Here is an 18,900-nt window from a genome sequence, read left to right as displayed (position 1 = left end):
GGTTGAGGTACCCGACCATATTGCTCCCTCCAGCCCGTTACCGGGAGGTGGGAATCGCGAACCTCTTTACTCCTAGACCAGGTTGAGCAAGTCGTCGTAAAGAGTGGCGCGTTCCTGCTCCGTGAGCGTCGCGTACGGGCGGGCGGCGCGGCGGTTCGTACCGGACTCGACGCGGTCGCGCAGCGGGCCGGGGCGGAGGGCGACGATCTCGGCCGCCGTGAGCCCTTCGGCCTGCCAGGACGCGGCGTGACAGTCGGCGCGGTGGTAGCGGAGCGCGGCCAGGCGGTTGAACAGGAGCACGCCGGAGGGGGTTCCGTCCGGTTCGTACGGCGGGGCCATGACGGCGAGGGCGCCGCCCGGGTCGCGTCTTGCCTCGTCGAGCACCCGGCCCACCAGGATGGCGGGGCCGGTCACGTCCGGCCAGATGCGGGTCACGGCGGCCGCGTGCGCGGCGTAGAGGTCGTGGACGGCCGTCAGGCCCTGGTCGGTGAGGCGCAGTACGCCGTCCTGCTCGGTGAGGGCGCCCTCGTGGAGGTGGGCCCGGAGGTCCCGCTCGCGTTCGCCGGCGTCGCCGTACCGGTAGACGGTGGCGAGGTCGTCACGGGTGACGGGGCGGAGCGGGAGGACGTAGCGGAGGTCGTTCAGGAGCCCGTCGGGGGGACGGCGGGCGGAGGCGTGCACGTTGACGTGGACCGCGTCGATGACGGGCGCGATGGCCGCGGCGAATGACGGCAGGTCAGGAAATTTCGGCATTGGGGGTCATTTAAGCAGCGCTCCCCTCCTTCAGAGCGCCGTGCAGGAAGATCTCGACGAGCTGGGCCGTACCGAGCTCGTCGGGGCTCGTGCCGGGGCAATCCCTCGGCGGACGGGCGGCGGGCGGGCGTGTCATGATGGCGACATCGTGTCTTCAAGCCTGCCGTTCCGCCTGATCCGCACCGCGGTGTTCGCCGGGGTGTGCCTCGGGCTGGGCGTGGTGGCGCACGTGTTCGGCGGCGGGAACGTGACCGGGTCCGCCCTGGTGGCGGGGTTCGCGGCGGCGTTCTGCCTGGCGCTGCCCGTCGCGGGGCGCGAGCGCGGCGCGTACGTGATCATGCCCTTGCTGGGCACGGCGCAGGCCGTGCTGCACGTGCTGTTCTCGCTGGCGCACGCCGGGTCGGCGGCCGAGGCGGTGGCGCACGTCGCGCATGCCTCCTCCTCCGGGCTGGTGCCCGGCCTCGGCATGCTGGTCGCCCACGGGTGGGCGACCGCGCTGACCGCGCTCTGGCTGGCGCGCGGCGAGGCGGCCCTGTGGGGGCTGCTGCGGCGGCTGGTCACGCGGCTGCTCGCCGTGCTGCTGCCGGTGCTCGACACTCCTTTCTCCGCCCCTCGTACGGTCGAGCCGCCGGTGCTGCGTTCGGCCGTTCTGCGGCACGTCGTCAGCCTGCGCGGGCCGCCCCGGGTCGTCGGAACCCACTGATTCTCCTTCCGACGATCCACACCCTGTGCATGCCGTACGCGCGCGTCACAGGGTGAAGAAAGGCATGTCCGATGTACGTTCGTCCTGCGCTCCTGCTGGCTGCCGTCGTGGCGTTGAGCGGGTGCGGCGCCGCCACCGAGAGCACCACGGCCACCGCGACCCAAGGGTCCACCGCCGCCGCCGTCCCCGCGGCCCAGGGGCTGACCATTACCGATCCCTGGGTGAAGACGGTCAAGAAGGGCATGACCGCCGCCTTCGGGACCCTCGTCAACCACACCGGCGCCGACCTGACCGTCACCGCCGGGGCCTCGCCGCTCTCGCCCACGATCGAGCTCCACGAGGTGGTCGACTCGGGAGGGAAGATGGTGATGCGTCCGAAGGAGGGCGGGTTCGTCGTCCCGGCCGGTGGCAAGCACGAGCTGCGGCCCGGCGGCGACCACATCATGCTCATGGGCGTCACCGAAGAGGTGAAGCCGGGCGCGCGGATCCCGTTCACGCTCACCGTGACGGGCGGGGCGCCGCTGGAGTTCACCGCCATCGGCAAGGACTTCGCCGGTGGCAAGGAGGACTACCAGCCCGGCATGGAGCACTGATGTCCGGGATCAGCCGGCGTGGGCTGTTCGTGGCCGGGGCCGCCACCGCCGCCGCCACTGCCGCCGCCGCTGTGGGCGGCAGCGCCCAGGCGTCGGCGGGCTCCGGGGTGGAGGCGTTCCACGGGACGCACCAGGCCGGGGTGGCGACGGCTCCGCAGGCGCACGCCGTGTTCGTGGCCTTCGACCTGCTGCCAGGCACCGACAGGGAGGCGCTGACCCGGCTGCTGCCGCTGCTGACCGACGACGCCCGCCGCCTCACCCAGGGGCAGCCCGCATTGGCCGACACCGAGCCCGAGCTGGCCGCCGGTCCGGCACGGCTGACCGTGACGTTCGGGTTCGGGCCGGGACTGTTCAAGGCGGCGAAGGCGGAGTCGCCCCTGCGGCCGCTGCCCGCGTTCGAGACGGACAAGCTGGACAAGCGGTGGAACGGCGGCGACCTGCTGGCGCAGATCTGCGCCGACGACAACCTGACGGTCGCCCACGCCCTGCGGATGATCGTCAAGGACGCGCGGTCCTTCGCCCGGGTCCGGTGGACGCAGCGCGGCTTCCGCAGCTCCGCCGGAGCGCCGGGCGTCACGCAACGCAACCTGATGGGCCAGCTCGACGGCACCGTGAACCCGACGGACCTGGACAAGGCCGTCTGGATCACCGACGGCCCGGAATGGCTGCGCGGCGGCACCACGCTCGTCTTCCGGCGCATCCGCATGAACCTGGAGACCTGGGACGCCGCCGACCGGGTGGCCAGGGAGTTCACCATCGGCCGCCGCCTCGACACCGGCGCCCCGCTGACCGGCCGGGCCGAGCACGACGAGCCCGACTTCGACCGGCTGAACGGGTTCGGCTTCCCGGTCATCTCCGAGTACGCGCACATCAGGCGGGCCCGTACCGCCGATCCCAGCCTCCGCATCCTGCGCAGACCGTACAACTACGACGAAGGGATCAGCGCGGACGGGACCTCGGATTCCGGGCTGCTGTTCGCCTCCTACCAGGCGGACGTGGAGCGGCAGTTCGTCCCCGTCCAGCAGCGGCTGGCGGAGGGGGACCTGCTCAACGAATGGGTGACGACGATCGGCTCGGCCGTGTTCGCCGTCCCGCCCGGCTGCACGGCCGACGGCTGGATCGGGGACAGGCTGCTGTCATGACCCGGCCGTGGCCCGTGCCGCCTGGTGCGGGCCACGGCATAGTGGTGCCCGTGAACCGGGTGATCATGGCGGTGCTCCTGGCGCTCCCGCTCGCGGTGTCCGGGTGCGGCGGTGGCGAGCGCGAGGTGACGGCGGAGGACGTGCTGCGCTACCGCGCCCGGATCGAGCACTCGTCCCTGGACGTCTCCCTGATCACGTCCTGGGCCGACTACCCGGCCGTGGAGACGCCCGAAGCGCTGGCCGCCCAGGAGGGGACGGTGGTCGGCGGGGTCGTCGACGACTGGCAGCAGGGGCCGGCGGCTGCGACCTACCCTGGCGGGCCGCTGGACTACCTGATGCTCATGCGGGTGCGGGTCACCGATCCGGTGAAGGGCGCCACGGCCGGCTCGTACGTGTTCGCCGGGTTCGACCAGGGCGCGGTGGTCAGGGATGCCGCCAGGGCCGCAGCGGACTGGCTGCCCGCGAAGGACGTCACCGACTACCGGCGCGCGATTCCCCCGGGGACGAAGGTCGTGCTGTTCGGCGACCCGCGTCCCCCGCTCGGGAACATCGTGAAGCCGGGCGATCCGCTGCCGGAGGGGGCGAGGATCATGTCCATGCCGCCGCAGGGGGTGGTCCTGGAGGATGCCGCGCTGGGGGTCCTGGTGGGCGGGATGGACCGGCTCGACCACGGCGGACCGGCCTGGCTGGAGTCCGCCACGGTGACCGAACTGGTCGAACGGCTCAAGTCCCGGTGAACTCCGGCTACGGGAATCGGTTCACGATCCGGCGTGGGCACGGCGGACGACGGACCCTCGGCCAGGCTTGGTGATGATCAGGTCGCGTTCGCGGAGGATGGCGAACGCCTTGCGGATGGTGTCACGGCCAACGCCGAAATAGCTCTGGAGCTGCACTTCCGACAGGACGGTACGCGGCGGGTAGGTGCCGTTTCGGATGCCTGCCGTGACCCATTCGGCTATCTGCTCGTACCGGTAAAGCTCAGGGTTCCAGTCCTCTTCCGTCCAGGGCGCGTCAGGCAACATCACAGGCAGACCTTAGACCGACATTGACTTACGGACATATACACAACAGTACAGGTCATGCAGGGGATAGGACTAGACAGGTAGGTATAGGCGTGGTTAAAGTTCGTGCCACCCAAGGAACGAAAGGCGGAGGAGATGAAGTGATGGATCTGTACGGCGAGCCCCTCGGAGAGGTGCCGTTCACCAAGATGTGCGGCGGCAACCAGCAAGAGGAGGAGATGGACACCTGCGTCCTGATCGCTCGGATTCCCGGCGCTGACGACGCCTACGCCCTGCGCGACTCGAAGAACCCGGATGCCGGAACACTCCGGTTCACCGGTGACGAGCTTCGCGCGGCCGGCCTGGCCATGCTCTAGGCATCTCCGGAATAGGCGGTCCCTGCCTGATCGAAGCAAGCAGGGGCCGCCACCCACACATTACCGGGAGCGCTGTTGAGCATGCATTGGCACGCCTATCAGTGGATCGGCGCCGGAGCCGACCGCGGCAACGAGTCCGAGCGACGGCCCAGTTCGCCTGGCTTCTCCACGTCGATGCTGTCACCGATGCGGACCGGTGACTGGCTCGCCAAACCCGCCGCACAGATCCGAGCGACGTTCGACAACATCGACGCGGCGATGTCCTGGCTTGGCTCGGAGTATGGCCAGGTGCGTAACACTCTGCTGCGGCCCGAGGGTCTCCCGCTGGAGGATCGACTGGCGATTGCTCGCGACCTGCTGCCTCGCGGCGTTGACGTGCAATGGGGTGAGTGGCTGCACGGCGGCCGGTTCGTCACGATCGGCCTGATCTGCTGCCCTAACCGCCACGTCACCCATCCATGCCCATCCCGTCTCCACGCCCGGTGATCGGCCCCCTGGAGCTCGGGCGCCGCCAGGCGCCCGTCCTGGCAGGCAGCCCGAGCGAAGCGAGGACCGCCAGGGGTCGGGCCCCGTGGCCCGACTGGGAACGAACGCCTGAGCCCCCAGGCGCGACAGCGCCGACGGCGAAGCCCGCTCGCCAGGGCGGGCCCCACCCCTCAGACGGTCAACGGGTGGGTTGGGGGCAGACAGCGAGCACCGCCAACGGGTGGCGTCAAGGGGCCGCCAGGGCCTCCGTAGGCGACAGGCGTGACGCCCTGATGGCCGGGTAGAGCCCCGCCACCGCCCCGATCACCAGCGTCGCCGCCAACCCGCCCGCCGTGGCCTCGGCCGGAATGACGCTGGGCCACCCCTCGTACATGGCGTATCCCACGGTCACCACCGCCCCGATGCACACGCCTCCCACCCCGCCCATCGCCGACAGCAGCAGCGATTCGGCGAGGAACTGGGTCCGGATCTGCCCCCGGGTAGCCCCGAGCGACCTGCGCAGCCCGATCTCCGAGCGCCGTTCCAGCACTGAGATGACCATGGTGTTGGCCACCCCCACCCCGCCCACGATGAGGGCCACCGCGCCCACACCCAGGAGCAACCCGGTGAACGCCTGCTCCGTAGCCTGTTTGGCCGCCAGCGCGTCGGAGGGCCGGGAGATGTCGATCTCGTTGGACGCCTCGGGGTTGGCGGTGCCGGCGAGGACCGACCGTACGGCCTCCATCCGGTTTTCGTCGACGCGCGTGTAGAGGGTGGTCGGGTGGCCGTCGTAGTCGAGGATGCGTTCGGCGGCGGGCCAGCCGACGAGGGCGCCGGTGTCGAGGTCGGCGGCGAGGGCGACGGGGTGGAGGATGCCGACGACGGTGAAGCGTTCGCCGCCGATGACGACCTGGGCGTCGGGGCCGGCGGCGGTGATGCCGAGCCGTTGGGCGGCGGTGGCGCCGAGGACGACGGCGGGGTAGGTGTGGGTGGCGGCGTTGAGCCAGGTGCCGCTGCGCAGGGTGGCGCCGAGGACCTGGGGCAGGTCGAGGCGGGCGGCGTAGGCGGCGAGGCCGCCGGTCTGGGCGGCGGGGATCTGTTCGGACCGGTAGACCTTGGCTTCGGGGATCTCGCCCATGGCGGAGACGGCCTGGACGGGGCCGATGCGTTCGATCATGGCTTCGGCGTCGACGGGCATCTTGGCCTGTTCGCCCATGATGGTCTGCCCGGAGGAGACGGTGAGGAGGTTGGTGCCGAGGGCGGAGAGCTGGCGGTCGAGTTCGGCGCCGGACGAGGAGGAGATGCCGACGACGCCGATCATGGCGGCGATGCCGATGGCGATGCCGAGTGCCGACAGGAAGGCGCGCAGGGGGCGGGTGCGCAGGCCGACGGCGCCGACGCGCATCACGTCGCGGGGGCGCATCCTGGCCACGGTGAGGGGGGCGGTCATCTGGTGGCTCCGGTGAGCGCGGCGGAGTCGGCGACGATGCGGCCGTCGCGCATGCGTACCTGCCGGGGCAGGCCGCCGGCGATCTCCCGGTCGTGGGTGATGATCACGATGGTGGTGCCGGCGGCGTGCAGGTCGTGCAGCAGTTCCATGACGCCGGCGCCGGAGACGGAGTCGAGGGCGCCGGTGGGTTCGTCGGCGAGCAGGAGCGGCGGGTCGGCGGCGGCGGCGCGGGCGATGGCGACGCGCTGGCGTTCGCCGCCGGACAGTTCGTGGGGCTCGTGGTCGATGCGGTGGCCGAGGCCGACGCGGTCGAGGGCGGCGCGGGCGCGGCGGCGGCGTTCGGCGAGGGGCAGGCCGCTGTAGAGGAGGCCGTCGGCGACGTTGTCCAGCGCGGGGACCCTGGCGGCCAGGTGGAAGTGCTGGAAGACGAAGCCGATACGGGTGCCGCGCAGCGCGGAGAGCTGGTTGTCCGACAGCGTGGACACGTCGTGGCCGTCGATGCGCACGGTCCCGCTGGTGGGCCGGTCGAGGGTGCCGATGGTGTTGAGCATCGTGGACTTGCCGGACCCGGACGGGCCGACGATGGCGACGAGCTCGCCGTGCCGGATCTCCAGGGAGACGGACGCCAGCGCGGTGACGCCGCCGGGGTAGGTCTTGCTCACGTCGGTCAGGGAGATCATGAGGCGGCCGTCCCCACGGTCATGCCTTCGGCCAGGCCCTCGCCTTCGATCTCGACGCGCCCGCCGGAGAACAGGCCGGTCTCGACGGCGACGTACCGGGTGGTGGCGCCCTCGACGATCTCGACGCCGAAGCCGCCTTCGCGCAGGGCGACGAGTGAGGCGATGGGCACGGTGAGGACGTTCTCGCGCTTGTCGGCGGTGAAGGTGACGTCGACGGCGGCGTTGTCGAGGCCGGCGGCCTTCTTCCTGTCCTTGGCGTCGAGCGTGACGAGCGCTTCGATCTTGGTTTCCGGGTCCTGGTTGCCCTCCCCCGGCACGATGACGGTGGCGACCTCGGTGACCCTGCCGCGCGCGGTGCGGCCGTCGGGCAGCGTGACGGACACCTTGGCCTTCTCCTTGGCCAGCCGCTGGTCCTCGGCGTCGAGCCGGACGGTGACGACCTTGGTGGTGCCGGTGTAGGACAGCACCTTCTGGCCCGGGGAGGCGGGCTGGCCGACCTGGGCGTCCAGCGTGTCGACGCGGACCTTGCCGTCGGCGAACACGACCCGGCCGAGCTCGACCACGCCGGTCTGTTCGAGGCCGCGGTCCTCCTGCCATTCCATGACGGCGGCGGCGGTGGCGTAGGTGTACTCGTCGTCGACGGTGAAGCCGTCGTAGCCGAGCTTGCTGAGGTTGCGTTCCAGGTTCTCGACGTCTCGGCCCTCGACGCCGTCGCGGAGGTCCCGGTACGCGGGCGTGGACCCGTACATGAGGACGACCGGATCGTTGTCGACGCGGTAGAGCGATCGGCCGCGGGTGATGGTGTCGCCGCTGTCCGGCAGCCAGGTGATGGTGCCGGGCTTGCGGTTGACGGCGGTGGTGGCGGGGCCGTAGCCGAGTTCGCCGTCGGCCTCCAGCGTGTCCTCCAGGGTCTCCTTGGCGATCTGGGTGGTGGCCGGGGGGAGCGCGGCGGCGGCGCTCGCGGGTTCGCCGGTGCGGTCGAGCATGCGGACGGTCACGGCCGCCGCCGCGCCGGCGAGGGCGACGGCGACGAGCAGTCCGGTGATCTTCCTCCCCCGGCCGCGGCGGCGGCGGGGCCGGTCGGCGTCCGTCGTCGAGCCCGTCTGGTCGTCGAGGGCGGCCGGACCCATCAAGAACCTCCCATGGTGTCGTCCATCTGGCAGGTCTTCTGGGCGGCTTCGAAGTCGGGGTCGTCGGCGACGTTCTTGGTCATCCTGAGCATGCCGCCGTCGGGGTCGGGGAACTCCTCGACGCCGTTGTCGCGCATGCACTGGGCGAGCTTGCGGAGCTTCTCGGCGCCCTGCGGGTTGCCGTTGCCGCCCATGCCGCCCTTGGGCCGCAGGTCCTCGCAGGCCTTCTGGGCCTTGTCCATGGCCTCCTTGCTGCCGGGGCCCATCGTCATCTTGACGCCCTGGCCGGGCTTGGGGTCCTCGATGTCGATGCCGTTCTCGCGCATGCACTGCGCCCATTTCACGCCCTGGGCGCCGGGGTCGAGGCTGGGCTGGGCACTGGTGGTGGACTGCCCGCCGCTGACGGAGGCGACGCCGTCGCCGGTGCCGGCGTCGGCGCCACAGGCCGTGAGTGACAGTGCGAGCACGGCGATCACGCCAAGGGTTCGCATCCGGTGTTCTCCTCGTTCCGCGCGGCCGGTCGGGTGCCTGCCGTCGAGACGCAAGAGAACAGGCCGGGCTGTTTCTCCGCTGTTTCCGTCGGCGCTAACGGGGAGTAAACATCACATCCGTCACGATCGTCCCAGGTCAACGGAAGGGCATGGGCATGCGCGTGCTGGTGGTGGAGGACGAGCGGATTCTCGCCGACGCGATCGCCGAGTGGCTGCGGGACGAGACGCACGCGGTCGACACCGCGCACGACGGCGAGGCGGCTCTGGAGCGGATCGCGGTCAACGACTACGACGTGGTCATCCTGGACCGGGACCTGCCGCTCGTGCACGGCGACGACGTGTGCCGGGAGCTGGTGGCGTCGGAGTCGACGGCGCGGGTGCTGATGCTGACCGCCGCCGGGGAGATCGGCGACCGGGTGACGGGGCTGTCGCTGGGCGCCGACGACTACCTGGCCAAGCCGTTCGCGTTCGTGGAGCTGGCCGCGCGGGTGCACGCGCTGGGGCGGCGGGCGCGCCCGGCCGCGCCGCCGGTGCTGCGGCGGGCCGGGATCACGCTCGATCCGGCCCGCCGCGAGGTCTATCGCAACGACCGGTACGTGCCGCTGTCGAACAAGGAGTTCGCGGTGCTGGCCGAGCTGCTGCGGGCCGACGGGGCCGTGGTGTCCACCGAACAGCTGCTGGAGAAGGCGTGGGACGAGCACGCCGACCCGTTCACGGGCGTGGTGCGGCTGACGATCCTCAAGCTGCGCCGCAAGCTCGGCGACCCGCCGATCGTGGAGACCGTGCTGGGCGCCGGATACCGCATCTCATGAGGTCGATCTCGCTACGGGTCCGGCTCACCGTCGTCTACGGCGCGGTGTTCCTGGTGGCCGGGCTGGTGCTGCTCGGCGTCACGTACCTGCTGTTCAACCAGGAGGTGACCCGGATCTTCGAGAACAAGTACGGCGACCGGGACGACAGCGGGAACAGGAAGTTCCTCAGCATCATGGTGGACGGGGTGCCGCTCGGCCCGGAGGCGTCGCTCGCGCTCATCCGGCAGCAGGAGGAGGAGCTGCGCGGCGCGGCGCTCACGTCGCTGATCGTGCAGGGGCTGATCGCGCTGGCCGTGGTGGGGGTGCTGGCGTTCGGGCTGGGCTGGCTGGTGGCCGGCCGGGTGCTGGCGCCGCTGCACCGGGTGACCGCGACCGCCCGGCAGATCGCCGCCGCCCCGATCGCCGACCGTGGCCTGGCCGCGCGGATCGCCCTGGACGGCCCCAGGGACGAGGTCAAGGAGCTGGCCGACACCTTCGACACGATGGTGGAGCGGCTGGCCCACTCCTTCGACGGGCAGCGCCGGTTCGTCGCCAACGCCTCGCACGAGCTGCGCACCCCGCTCACGCTGAACCGGGCGCTGGTGGAGCTGGCCATGCACCGGCGTACGGCCTCCGCGGACGTCAAGCAGCTCGGCGAGAGCCTGCTGGAGATCAACGCCAGGCACGAGCGGCTCATCTCGGGCCTGCTGCTGCTGGCCCGCGCCGAGCACGAGATCGCCGACCGCTCGCCGGTCGACCTGGCCGACGTGGTGTCGCACGTGGTGGGGCAGACTGCGCCGGAGGCCGCGCAGGAGAAGGTGACGGTGCACGAGGAGGCGTTCCCCGCGCCCACCAGCGGTGACGCGCTGCTCCTCGAACGCCTGGTGACGAACCTGGTGGAGAACGGCATCCGGCACAACACGCACGACGGCACCGGCTGGGTCAGGGTGTCGAGCCGGAGCGCGTCGGGCGGGCAGGTCACGGTGACCGTGGTCAACACCGGGCCGGTCGTGCCGCCGTACGACATCCCGGAGCTGTTCAAGCCGTTCCGCAAGCTGGGCGGGGACCGGCTGGTGACGGGGCGGAGCGCCGGGCTGGGCCTGTCGATCGTCCGGTCGGTGGCGCGCGCGCACGGCGGCGACGTGACGGCGCGCCCGCGCGAGGGCGGCGGGCTGATCATCACGGCGACGCTGCCGAGAGCGGCGACCTGGATGCCGTGACGCCGGCCGGACGAGGCCCCTTAACACGGGATTCCGACCGGGTTATGTTGAGATCATCATGCGCAGCGCGATCAAGGTGCTGCTCGCCGACGACCAGACGCTGCTGCGCCGCGCGCTGGCCGCGCTGCTGCGGCTGGAGCCCGGCCTGGAGGTCGTCGGCGAGGCGGCCGACGGGGACGAGGCGCTGGCCGCGGCCGGCCGGCTGCGCCCCGACGTGGTGCTGCTCGACATCCAGATGCCCGGCAGGGACGGCCTGACCACGGTCGCCGGGCTGACGGAGCTCGGCTGCCGGGTGATCATGCTGACGACGTTCGGCAGGCCGGGCTACCTGAGCAGGGCGATGGCGTCGGGCGCGGCCGGGTTCGTGGTCAAGGACGTCTCCCCCGAGGCGCTCGTCGAGACGATCAGGAAGGTGCACGCCGGGCTGCGCGTGGTGGACCCGGTGCTGGCCGCCGAGTCGCTGGCCGGCGGTCCCTGCCCGCTGACCTGGCGGGAGCGGGAGCTCCTGCTCGCCGCCGCCGACGGCGGGACCGTCGCCGACCTGGCCCGCCGGTTCAGCCTGTCGGAGGGCACGGTGCGCAACCATCTGTCGTCCGCGATCGGCAAGACGGGAGCGCGCACCCGGGCCGAGGCGGTCCGGATCGCCGACGAGCGCGGCTGGCTGTGAGCGTCAGGGCACCTGGCCGGCCTCGTCCACCAGGGCCGTGGCCAGCACCGGCATCGCGAACTCCGTGCCGTCGCGCACAGCCTTCCAGCCCAGGTAGTCGTAGTCGACGGGGTCCAGGATCGTGTAGCCCTTCCCCGCCTCTCCCAGGTCGAGCACGACGCCGAGGCCCTTGCGGCCGAAGCCGGCGTCGACGTTCTCCTCGATCCGGACGTTCGGGATCCTGCCCAGGGCCCGGAACATGGCCGCGGCCTTCTGCGGCGGGATGATCGGCCCGAACTTCAGGTACCACTGGATCGTGCCGAAGGCGTTCACGTCGTCCTCGGTGCCGGGCGGGCAGTTCGGCTGGCAGATGGAGCCGGCCCGGGGGGCGAGCGTGCGGATGTGCGCCAGCAGCCGGTCGGGGTCGTCGGGCAGGCTCTCCAGCTCGGCCTGTGTCTTGCCGGGGTTCGCCGGGCCCTTCTCGGCCTTGCTGATCTTGATCTTGCCGCCGGGCTTGCGGGTGGCCGCCAGCTTGCCGTCCATCCGGGTCCAGGACTCGTACACGGGCAGCTCGGGGATCGGCTGGCCCTCCTTCATGTAGATCCACTGGTCGGGCCGGATATCCGGCATGTCGGACTTCTCGGCGACGAGTGCGGCGTCCTCCAGCACGGCGGCGGCGGTGAGCGGCGGCGGCTTCGCCGCGGGCTCGTCGTCATGCAGCACCGCGAACCCCGCCACCGCCAGCCCGAACGCCCCCACCAGGGCCACCCCCAGCCGCCAGCGGGGAAGCCGGCGCGCGCCCCCGCCGGCCGCGGCCGTCATGGCCGACCTCAGCCGGGCCTCCTCGGCGCGTACGTCCAGGTCGCGCGGAACCTCGTCCCGCAGCCGGGTGAGCAGCTCCATCTCATCCACGTCCGTACTCCTCGCTCGTAGCGGTGGGATCGACCTCGCCCAGTGCCCGGCGCAGCTTCTTCCTGGCCCGGAAGACCCGCGAGCGGACCGTCCCCACGGCCACGCCGAGCGACCTGGCCGCGTCCTCGTAGCTGAACTCGCCCCACGCCACCAGCAGCAGCGCGTCCCGGTGCCCGGCGGGCAGGCCCGCGAGCGCGGCGGCCAGCCGGCCGCGCACCTCGGCGGCGGCCACCCGGCCCTCGACGCGATCGGTGAACGGCTCCACGACCGGGTCCGCCCCCGTACGGCTCAGGGCCCGGTAGAGGGAGATCTCGCTGCGGCGGTGCCTGCCGATGAGGTTGGTGGCGATCCCGTACAGCCAGGGCCGCGCGTCGGCACGGGTCAGGTCGTACGTGCCGCGCTGCCGGAAGGCGGCGGTGAACGTCTCCGCCACGACGTCCTCGGCCGCCTCGACACCCAGCCGGCGGACCACGTACCGCTTGAGCGCGGGCGCGTGCCGGGTGAACAGGGCGGCGAACGCCTCGGGATCGTGCCGGGAGCGCGCGATCACCTCGGCGTCACCGGCCGTCCCGGGCTCGGCGAGCGGCGAGCGCTGTTGTCGCATCTCAAGGACCTTTCGGGGTGGACACTGACATGAGTGATTGCCACCCCGCGCGGTCACGGTTCCCGCTTTTTCACGAAAAAGTACGGACGGCCTCCAGGCAGCGTTCCACCACCGGGCGCGGATCGAAGGCGTAGGACCCGTCGCCGAACAGCTCGAACGTCATCGCCCCGCCGTACCCCCGGCGGCCCAGCGCCTCCAGGTAGTCGCCCAGCGGCAGCTCCCCGTCACCCCAGGCCAGGTGCCCGGCGGGGCTCCCGTCGATCAGGTGCACGTGACGGACCCGGTCGCCGAGCGCGTCGAAGTAGTCGTCCACGTTCTCCCCCGCCGTCGCCATGCCGACGGTGTCGAGCACCGCCCCCAGGTTCGGCGCGCCGATCTCGTCCAGCATCCTGGCCAGCGTGCGTGAGTCGTTGACCAGGTTGGACTCCACCCGCTGGAGCGGTTCGAGCACGCACGTGACGCCCAGCGCGCCCGCGTAGGCGGCGATCTCGCCGACGGCGTCGACCGAGCGCCGCCAGGCGGCCTCGACCGGCTCGTCCTCGAACCCGCGCCCCGGCGTGAGCAGCAGCAGCTCGGCCCCGAGCTCCACACACAGCTCGGCGGCGCGGCGGAACATCGCGACGCTCTCGGCCCGCAGCCAGGTCACCGGCGAGGCCACGTTGACCGGGTACATCACCTGCTCGGGAGTCAGGCAGCGCACCCGCAGCCCGCGCGACTCGGCCTGCCGCCGGATCGCCCGCGCCTCGGCGTCGCTCGCCCGGGGCACGTGCAGGTGCGGCGCGATCCCCCACAGCTCCAGCTCGGTCCGGCCGAGGCCGGCCGCGTCGTCGAGGAACCGCTCGAACGGCAGGTGCTGGTAGGAGAAGTTCGATCCGGTGATGTTCACGCTATTTCCCAATCCCGTCCGCCAGTCCTTTGACGATGTAACGCTGACCGAAAAGGAACAAGAGCACCACCGGCACCGCCGCGATGACCATCCCGGCGAACACGACGGGGAACTCCGTCCCGTGCTTGCTCATCAGGCTGGTCAGCCCGACGGGCAGCGTCTGCACGCCGCTGCCGCTGGTGAACACCATCGCGAACAGGTACTCGTTCCAGGTGAACAGGATCTGCAGCAGCACGACCGAGGTGATGATCGGCTTGCACATCGGCAGGATGATCCGCCAGAACGCGGTCCACCTCCTGGCCCCGTCCATCTCCGCCGCCTCGTCCACCTCGCGCGGCAGGTCGATCATGTACGCGCGGATGAGGAAGGTCGTGAACGGGATCCGGAACGCCGTGTAGAGGATCAGCAGCGCCCAGAAGCTGTTGTAGAGCCCCATCGACTGGAACATCTTGACCAGCGGCACCAGCGCCACGGTCGGGGCCAGCATCAGCCCGCCGAGGATCAGCCCGGTGAACACCTTGTTGAGCGGGATGTCCACCCGCGTCAGCCCGTAGGCGGCCCACGCGCTGACGAACACGGTGGCGACCGTCGAGGTCACGGTCACCAGCACGCTCGTGGTGAGATAGCCGCTCACGCCCCGATTCCACGCCTTGGCGTAGTTGGCGAAGCTCCAGTCCACCGGCAGCGCGAACGGGTCGCCGAACAGCTCGGCGTTGGTCTTGAACCCGTTGAGCACCATCCACAGCAGGGGATAGACCACGACCACCACGAGCGCGAGCAGGAACGCCCACATGAAGACGCGCGCGAGCGCGCCCGCGAAGCTCAGCCGGCTCACCACTCCACCCTTCTCCTGCTGGTCACCCAGAGCTGCGCCAGCGCCACCGCGAGCGTGATCACGAACAGCACGGTCGCGATCGCCGCCGCGTAGCCGAAGTCGTTGCGCACGAACCCGCTGCGGTACAGCCACGTCCCCAGCACCTGGGTGGAGTTGTCCGGCCCGCCGCCGGTCATCACCATGACCTCGTTGAACACCTGGAACGCGCCCGAGATCGTGACCATGGTCATCAGCCCGGTCATCTCCCGCACCAGCGGCAGCGTCACGCTGAAGAAGCGGCGCACCGGCCCGGTCCCGTCGATGGCGGCGGCCCCGTAGATCTCCGACGGGATGCGCTGGATCGCCACCGCGAACAGCAGCGTCGAGTAGCCGAACCCCTGCCACTGGCTCATCGCGATGACGGCGAGCATGGCGGTGTCCTCCTGGCCGAGCCACGCCTGGGCCAGATGGCCGAGCCCGGCGGCCTCCAGCGCGTGGTTGAGCACGCCGAGGTTGGGCTCGTACAGGAAGTAGAACAGCAGGCCCGCGACCGTCAGGGAGATCGCCGACGGGATGAAGTAGACCACCCGCAGGCCGCGCCGCCACCGCTCGGAGCGGACGCTCTCGATGAGCGCGGCCAGCACGAGCGCGCCGAACACCTGGACGGCGACGGAGATCGCCGCGTAGAGCAGGTTGTTGCCGAAGGAGGACCAGAAGACCGGGTCGCCGACGAGTTTGCGGTAGTTGTCCAGGCCGACGTATTCGCGGCTGCCGCTGTAGATGTCCCACTCCAGCGTGCTGAAGCCGAAGTTCTGCACCAGCGGCAGGTAGACGAACACGCCGACGAGGACGAGCGCGGGGACGACCCAGGTCAGGCGGATGATGGCGCGCACCGGCTCGCCTACCTGGCGGACGCCGAGGCCTGGCGCACGCTGTCGAGCACCTGCTCGGGAGTCTTGCCGCCGCTGATGAGCGCCTCGCCGCCGGACAGCCACGCGTCGGCGACCTCGGGCACGGTGACGGTGTCGAGCCAGATGGCCAGGCCGGACGCCTTGTTGACCAGGTCGATGCCCTCGTACACGGCCTTGCTGGAGGTCTCGGGGGTGACGGCTCCGACGACCGTGCTCGGCTGGCCGTACGGGGGCGCGGACAGGGTCTTGGCGTTGTCCGGGTTCGTCACGAACTTCATGAAGTCGACGGCCAGCGCGGCGCGCGGCGAGGCGGCGTTGATCAGGTAGCCCTCGGGCGCGCCCTCGATCACCTTCGGGTCGCCGGCCGCGCCCTGGGGGACCGGCAGCGGGAAGATGCCGAAGTCGTCCGGCTTGACGACCTTGCCGGAGGTGGCGTTGTCGAACTCCAGGATCTCCTGGTAGTACATGGCCGCCTTGCCGTTGGAGAACGCCTCCTGCGCCGAGCTGTACAGCACGCCGTTGGTGCCCTCGCGGGTGTCGGTGCACTGGTCGACCAGCGTCTTGAACTGCTTGAGCGAGGCCACGTAGCCGGGGTGGTCGAGCTTGGCCGTCGCCGGGGCGAAGTCGGCGCGCAGCGTGTCCGGCGGCACGTTGTAGGCGAAGAGCTGCTGGAGGTAGTGCAGCGCGGGCCAGCCGTCCTTGTTGCCGAACGTGATCGGCTCGTAGCCGGCCTTCCGCAGCGTGGCGCAGCTCCCGATCAGCTCCTCGAACGTCTTCGGCACCTCGATGCCGGCCTTGGCGAAGGCGTCCTTGTTGTAGCCCATGAACTTGCCGTTGTTGTAGAGCGGGATGCCGTAGAACTTGCCGTCGTAGGCGAAGGCCGACAGTGACGCCTGGCTGAACGTCCTGCCCCAGGGTGTGTCGGGGCCGATCACCTTGGTGAGGTCGGCGGCCCGGCCGCCGCGCACGTAGTTCTCCGCCCAGTTGCCGGTCCAGGTGAAGAAGACGTCCGGCAGCGCGTTCGAGGCGGTGAGGGTCTTGAGCTTGTCCTTGATGCTCTGGTCGGTCTCCTGGATGAGCTCGACCTTCACCTCGGGGTGCGCGCGCTGATACTCGGCGGCGAGCTTCTCGAAGTAGGGGCTGAGCGGCTCCCCGGCGAACTTGGTGAGGACGCTCAGGGTGCCGGAGAACTCGGGCGTGGCGGCGACGTCGGCTGCCTGGGGAGCCTGGGCCGGCTCTCCTGCGCAGCCTGCGAGGGTGAGCACCGAGGTCCCGACGAGTGCCGCGAGCGTCGTCAGAGCGCGAGAGCGCATGGGCTTCCTTTCTCTCGGAGCTGGTGCCGAGCGACATTACAGCGATTCTGATACCGGTACCAGACCTGAATTCAAGATCTTCTGTTTGCCGACGTGTTGACGGGTTCCGCCGAGATATGCCACCGTGACCACCGCGTGATACCGGTATCAGGTTGAAAGGACGCGCAACATGCTCAAGTTCGATGAGCCGGAATTCGTCAAGCAGGCCGCCAGCGCCGTGGCCCTGCGCCCCAAGATCGAGGAGCTTGTCGATCGGCTGGTGGACGAGGGGTTCGACAACCTGCTGCTGGTCGGCGCCGGCGGCACCTACGCCCAGATGTGGCCGTACGAGCACCTGGCCCGGCGCACCTCGACGCTGGACGTGCGCTCGGCCATCGCGGCCGAGCTCGTCGTGACCGGCGACGCCAGGCTCGGCGAGCGCACCGTGGCCGTCTTCACCTCGGTCACCGGCACCACCGACGACGTGGTGCGGGCCATCGAGTTCTGCCGCGCCAAGGGCGCCCGCACGATCGGCTTCACCGGCTACGCCGACTCCCCCGTCGCCCAGCAGGTCGACGAGGCGCTGATCAGCGAGCCGAAAACGTGGCCGTTCGACTTCCAGATGCTGCTGTTCATGGGCCGGCTGCTGGAGCGCCGCGGCGAGTTCGACGGCTACGCCAAGCTCGCCGGCGAGCTGGCCGACATCCCGCGCGTCCTCGTCGAGGTGGCCAAGCAGGCCGAACCCGTGGCCGCCGCCTTCGCCGAGGCGCACCGCGACACCGACTACCACTTCCTCATCGGCGGCGGGAATCTGTGGGGGTTCACGTACCTGTACTCGATGTGCATCCTGGAGGAGATGCAGTGGCTGCGCACCACCCGTGTGCACAGCGCCGAGTTCTTCCACGGCTCGCTGGAGCTGCTCGAAGCCGGCACCAGCGTGCTGATCTTCCAGGGCGAGGACGAGTCGCGCCCGCTCACCGACCGGGCCATCGCCTTCGCCCGCCGCGTGTCGCAGGACGTCACCGTCTTCGACACCCGCGACTACCCGCTCGACGGCATCAGCCCCGAGTTCCGCGGCCTGCTCGGGCCGCTCGTCCTCGACACCGTGCTGAGCCGCGTCAGCAAGCACCTGGAGCGGGTCCGTGACCATTCGCTCGACCTGCGCCGCTATTACCGGGTGATGGACTACTGATGAAGGTGCTCGGCTTCGGCGACAACATCGTCGACCGGTTCCTCGACCGCGGCATCGACTATCCGGGCGGCAACAGCGTGAACGTGGCGGTGTTCGCCCGCCGCCTCGGCGTCGAAGCCGCGTACCTGGGAGTGTTCGGCGACGACGAGCTCGGGCCGTTCCTGCGCGAGTCGATCGCCGCCCAGGGCGTCGCCGTCGACCGGTGCGTGGTGCGGCCCGGCGAGACCGGCGTGTCACACCTGCGGGTCGACGACGGCGACCGCGTCTTCCTGGGCTGGAACGGCGGGGGAGTCACCGTGCGCGAACCGCTCGTCCTCGACGCCGAGCTCGTCGCGTACGCCTCCTCCTTCGACCTGGTCCACTCCAGCGTCTACTCGCGCAGCGAGAGCGAGCTGCCCAAGCTGCGCACCCGGGTCAGCTACGACCTGTCCAGCGAGGACGAGTTCCGCACCCCCGCCTACCTGGACCGGGTCTGCCCGCACGCCGACCTGGTGCTGCTGTCCTGCTCCCACCTGGACGTGCCCGCCACCGAGGCGCTGCTGGCGGAGGTCGTCCGGCGCGGCGCCGGGATCGCGCTGGCCACCCGCGGCGTCGCGGGCGCGATCGCGCACGACGGCGAGGTGACCGTGTCGGCCGGGGCGCTGCCCGTGGCCGAGCCGGTCGACACGATGGGCTGCGGCGACGCGTTCCTGGCCGGGTTCGCGGTCTCGCTGCTGCGCGCCGGCTGGCAGCGGGCGGCGCTGGAGCGGGCGCTGCGCGACGGCGCGACGGCCGCCTACGAACAGTGCCTGGTCGAGGGCGCGTTCGGCGGCGGGCGGCCGATCTTGTCTAGAATCGAGAAATGAGG

23 protein-coding genes are annotated in these 18,900 nt (G+C 71.0%); 11 read left to right on the top strand and 12 right to left on the bottom strand.

Going from position 1 to position 18,900, the window contains the following annotated elements; translation table 11 throughout:
• Positions 1-72: 72 nt before the first annotated feature.
• Complete coding sequence (locus tag AB0J53_RS41890; RefSeq protein ID WP_364183051.1) at positions 73-753, bottom strand: hypothetical protein; 681 nt, start codon at positions 751-753, stop codon at positions 73-75.
• A gap of 148 nt (positions 754-901) precedes the next feature.
• Here AB0J53_RS41890 and AB0J53_RS41885 point away from each other — a divergent pair, with 148 nt between their 5' ends.
• The 4 genes from AB0J53_RS41885 (at position 902) to AB0J53_RS41870 (ending at position 3,928) form a co-directional block, all read left to right on the top strand.
• Positions 902-1,456, top strand: a complete 555-nt coding sequence (locus AB0J53_RS41885; protein ID WP_364183048.1) for an MFS transporter — start codon at positions 902-904, stop codon at positions 1,454-1,456.
• Between the two features lie 71 nt (positions 1,457-1,527).
• A complete protein-coding gene (locus AB0J53_RS41880; protein ID WP_364183046.1) occupies positions 1,528-2,049 on the top strand; it encodes a copper chaperone PCu(A)C in 522 nt (173 codons plus the stop codon).
• Complete coding sequence (locus AB0J53_RS41875) at positions 2,049-3,191, top strand: Dyp-type peroxidase (protein WP_364183043.1); 1,143 nt, start codon at positions 2,049-2,051, stop codon at positions 3,189-3,191. The genes AB0J53_RS41880 and AB0J53_RS41875 overlap by 1 nt, the downstream gene beginning before the upstream one ends.
• A 50-nt stretch (positions 3,192-3,241) precedes the next feature.
• A complete protein-coding gene (locus AB0J53_RS41870; protein ID WP_364183040.1) occupies positions 3,242-3,928 on the top strand; it encodes a hypothetical protein in 687 nt (228 codons plus the stop codon).
• A gap of 21 nt (positions 3,929-3,949) precedes the next feature.
• Here the strand turns inward: AB0J53_RS41870 and AB0J53_RS41865 are convergent, their stop codons facing one another.
• Positions 3,950-4,213, bottom strand: a complete 264-nt coding sequence (locus AB0J53_RS41865) for a winged helix-turn-helix domain-containing protein (protein WP_357583687.1) — start codon at positions 4,211-4,213, stop codon at positions 3,950-3,952.
• A gap of 143 nt (positions 4,214-4,356) precedes the next feature.
• Here AB0J53_RS41865 and AB0J53_RS41860 point away from each other — a divergent pair, with 143 nt between their 5' ends.
• Both AB0J53_RS41860 and AB0J53_RS41855 read left to right on the top strand, forming a co-directional pair.
• On the top strand, positions 4,357-4,569 hold the full coding sequence (locus AB0J53_RS41860; protein ID WP_364183037.1) for a DUF397 domain-containing protein: 213 nt from the start codon (positions 4,357-4,359) through the stop codon (positions 4,567-4,569).
• A gap of 75 nt (positions 4,570-4,644) precedes the next feature.
• Positions 4,645-5,055, top strand: a complete 411-nt coding sequence (locus AB0J53_RS41855; RefSeq protein WP_364183034.1) for a hypothetical protein — start codon at positions 4,645-4,647, stop codon at positions 5,053-5,055.
• A 226-nt stretch (positions 5,056-5,281) separates the two neighbouring features.
• Here AB0J53_RS41855 and AB0J53_RS41850 read toward each other — a convergent pair whose 3' ends face one another.
• The 4 genes from AB0J53_RS41850 to AB0J53_RS41835 are packed head-to-tail and all read right to left on the bottom strand — an operon-like array spanning position 5,282 to position 8,785.
• Complete coding sequence (locus AB0J53_RS41850; protein WP_364183031.1) at positions 5,282-6,484, bottom strand: ABC transporter permease; 1,203 nt, start codon at positions 6,482-6,484, stop codon at positions 5,282-5,284.
• Positions 6,481-7,164 (bottom strand): ABC transporter ATP-binding protein, encoded by a 684-nt coding sequence (locus AB0J53_RS41845; RefSeq protein ID WP_364183028.1) that lies wholly within the window; start codon positions 7,162-7,164, stop codon positions 6,481-6,483. The genes AB0J53_RS41850 and AB0J53_RS41845 overlap by 4 nt, the downstream gene beginning before the upstream one ends.
• A complete protein-coding gene (locus AB0J53_RS41840) occupies positions 7,161-8,294 on the bottom strand; it encodes a peptidoglycan-binding protein (protein WP_364183025.1) in 1,134 nt (377 codons plus the stop codon). The genes AB0J53_RS41845 and AB0J53_RS41840 overlap by 4 nt, the downstream gene beginning before the upstream one ends.
• Positions 8,294-8,785, bottom strand: a complete 492-nt coding sequence (locus AB0J53_RS41835) for a hypothetical protein (protein ID WP_364183022.1) — start codon at positions 8,783-8,785, stop codon at positions 8,294-8,296. Before AB0J53_RS41835 ends, AB0J53_RS41840 begins: the two co-directional genes overlap by 1 nt.
• A gap of 155 nt (positions 8,786-8,940) precedes the next feature.
• Between AB0J53_RS41835 and AB0J53_RS41830 the strand changes: the two genes are divergently transcribed.
• The 3 genes from AB0J53_RS41830 to AB0J53_RS41820 are packed head-to-tail and all read left to right on the top strand — an operon-like array spanning position 8,941 to position 11,463.
• Positions 8,941-9,597 carry a response regulator transcription factor gene (locus AB0J53_RS41830; protein ID WP_357582891.1) on the top strand — a complete coding sequence of 219 codons (657 nt, stop codon included), beginning with the start codon at positions 8,941-8,943 and terminating at the stop codon, positions 9,595-9,597.
• Positions 9,594-10,796, top strand: coding sequence for a HAMP domain-containing sensor histidine kinase (locus AB0J53_RS41825; RefSeq protein WP_219504314.1), 1,203 nt, complete (start codon positions 9,594-9,596; stop codon positions 10,794-10,796). The genes AB0J53_RS41830 and AB0J53_RS41825 overlap by 4 nt, the downstream gene beginning before the upstream one ends.
• A gap of 58 nt (positions 10,797-10,854) precedes the next feature.
• On the top strand, positions 10,855-11,463 hold the full coding sequence (locus AB0J53_RS41820) for a response regulator transcription factor (RefSeq protein ID WP_364183019.1): 609 nt from the start codon (positions 10,855-10,857) through the stop codon (positions 11,461-11,463).
• A 3-nt stretch (positions 11,464-11,466) separates the two neighbouring features.
• On the opposite strand, the gene AB0J53_RS41815 is transcribed toward AB0J53_RS41820, so the two are convergent.
• The 6 genes from AB0J53_RS41815 to AB0J53_RS41790 form a co-directional block, all read right to left on the bottom strand.
• Complete coding sequence (locus AB0J53_RS41815) at positions 11,467-12,345, bottom strand: CU044_5270 family protein (protein WP_364183178.1); 879 nt, start codon at positions 12,343-12,345, stop codon at positions 11,467-11,469.
• Between the two features lies 1 nt (position 12,346).
• Positions 12,347-12,958, bottom strand: a complete 612-nt coding sequence (locus AB0J53_RS41810; RefSeq protein ID WP_219504320.1) for an RNA polymerase sigma factor — start codon at positions 12,956-12,958, stop codon at positions 12,347-12,349.
• A gap of 70 nt (positions 12,959-13,028) precedes the next feature.
• Positions 13,029-13,844: a TIM barrel protein gene (locus AB0J53_RS41805; RefSeq protein ID WP_364183016.1), complete on the bottom strand. Its 816-nt coding sequence runs from the start codon at positions 13,842-13,844 to the stop codon at positions 13,029-13,031.
• Position 13,845: 1 nt separating this feature from the next.
• Entirely contained in the window at positions 13,846-14,679 is an 834-nt protein-coding gene (locus AB0J53_RS41800) for a carbohydrate ABC transporter permease (RefSeq protein WP_364183013.1), read from the bottom strand.
• Entirely contained in the window at positions 14,676-15,551 is an 876-nt protein-coding gene (locus AB0J53_RS41795) for a sugar ABC transporter permease (RefSeq protein WP_357582883.1), read from the bottom strand. The genes AB0J53_RS41800 and AB0J53_RS41795 overlap by 4 nt, the downstream gene beginning before the upstream one ends.
• A gap of 8 nt (positions 15,552-15,559) precedes the next feature.
• Positions 15,560-16,882, bottom strand: a complete 1,323-nt coding sequence (locus AB0J53_RS41790; protein WP_364183010.1) for an ABC transporter substrate-binding protein — start codon at positions 16,880-16,882, stop codon at positions 15,560-15,562.
• A 169-nt stretch (positions 16,883-17,051) separates the two neighbouring features.
• Between AB0J53_RS41790 and AB0J53_RS41785 the strand changes: the two genes are divergently transcribed.
• Positions 17,052-18,053 (top strand): SIS domain-containing protein, encoded by a 1,002-nt coding sequence (locus AB0J53_RS41785; RefSeq protein WP_364183007.1) that lies wholly within the window; start codon positions 17,052-17,054, stop codon positions 18,051-18,053.
• The gene (locus AB0J53_RS41780) at positions 18,053-18,898 is read left to right on the top strand and encodes a PfkB family carbohydrate kinase (protein WP_364183004.1); all 846 of its coding nucleotides are present in this window, start codon (positions 18,053-18,055) and stop codon (positions 18,896-18,898) included. Before AB0J53_RS41785 ends, AB0J53_RS41780 begins: the two co-directional genes overlap by 1 nt.
• Positions 18,899-18,900: the final 2 nt, after the last annotated feature.

The sequence above is a fragment of the Nonomuraea sp. NPDC049725 genome, assembly GCF_040674795.1.
GTDB lineage: Bacteria > Actinomycetota > Actinomycetes > Streptosporangiales > Streptosporangiaceae > Nonomuraea > Nonomuraea ceibae.
Note: the sequence above shows the minus strand (reverse complement) of the source record. Positions and strands in the feature narration are given on the sequence as shown.

Bases quoted from the DNA above. Each gene is read 5' to 3' on its own strand.
- AB0J53_RS41890 (WP_364183051.1), bottom strand. From the start codon at position 753: ATGCCGAAATTTCCTGACCTGCCGTCATTCGCCGCGGCCATCGCGCCC.
- AB0J53_RS41880 (WP_364183046.1), top strand. From the start codon at position 1,528: ATGTACGTTCGTCCTGCGCTCCTGCTGGCTGCCGTCGTGGCGTTGAGC.
- AB0J53_RS41780 (WP_364183004.1), top strand. From the start codon at position 18,053: ATGAAGGTGCTCGGCTTCGGCGACAACATCGTCGACCGGTTCCTCGAC.
- AB0J53_RS41875 (WP_364183043.1), top strand. From the start codon at position 2,049: ATGTCCGGGATCAGCCGGCGTGGGCTGTTCGTGGCCGGGGCCGCCACC.
- AB0J53_RS41850 (WP_364183031.1), bottom strand. From the start codon at position 6,484: ATGACCGCCCCCCTCACCGTGGCCAGGATGCGCCCCCGCGACGTGATG.
- AB0J53_RS41785 (WP_364183007.1), top strand. From the start codon at position 17,052: ATGCTCAAGTTCGATGAGCCGGAATTCGTCAAGCAGGCCGCCAGCGCC.
- AB0J53_RS41835 (WP_364183022.1), bottom strand. From the start codon at position 8,785: ATGCGAACCCTTGGCGTGATCGCCGTGCTCGCACTGTCACTCACGGCC.
- AB0J53_RS41790 (WP_364183010.1), bottom strand. From the start codon at position 16,882: ATGCGCTCTCGCGCTCTGACGACGCTCGCGGCACTCGTCGGGACCTCG.
- AB0J53_RS41820 (WP_364183019.1), top strand. From the start codon at position 10,855: ATGCGCAGCGCGATCAAGGTGCTGCTCGCCGACGACCAGACGCTGCTG.
- AB0J53_RS41815 (WP_364183178.1), bottom strand. From the start codon at position 12,345: ATGGAGCTGCTCACCCGGCTGCGGGACGAGGTTCCGCGCGACCTGGAC.
- AB0J53_RS41840 (WP_364183025.1), bottom strand. From the start codon at position 8,294: ATGGGTCCGGCCGCCCTCGACGACCAGACGGGCTCGACGACGGACGCC.
- AB0J53_RS41830 (WP_357582891.1), top strand. From the start codon at position 8,941: ATGCGCGTGCTGGTGGTGGAGGACGAGCGGATTCTCGCCGACGCGATC.
- AB0J53_RS41860 (WP_364183037.1), top strand. From the start codon at position 4,357: ATGGATCTGTACGGCGAGCCCCTCGGAGAGGTGCCGTTCACCAAGATG.
- AB0J53_RS41845 (WP_364183028.1), bottom strand. From the start codon at position 7,164: ATGATCTCCCTGACCGACGTGAGCAAGACCTACCCCGGCGGCGTCACC.
- AB0J53_RS41865 (WP_357583687.1), bottom strand. From the start codon at position 4,213: ATGTTGCCTGACGCGCCCTGGACGGAAGAGGACTGGAACCCTGAGCTT.
- AB0J53_RS41810 (WP_219504320.1), bottom strand. From the start codon at position 12,958: ATGCGACAACAGCGCTCGCCGCTCGCCGAGCCCGGGACGGCCGGTGAC.
- AB0J53_RS41825 (WP_219504314.1), top strand. From the start codon at position 9,594: ATGAGGTCGATCTCGCTACGGGTCCGGCTCACCGTCGTCTACGGCGCG.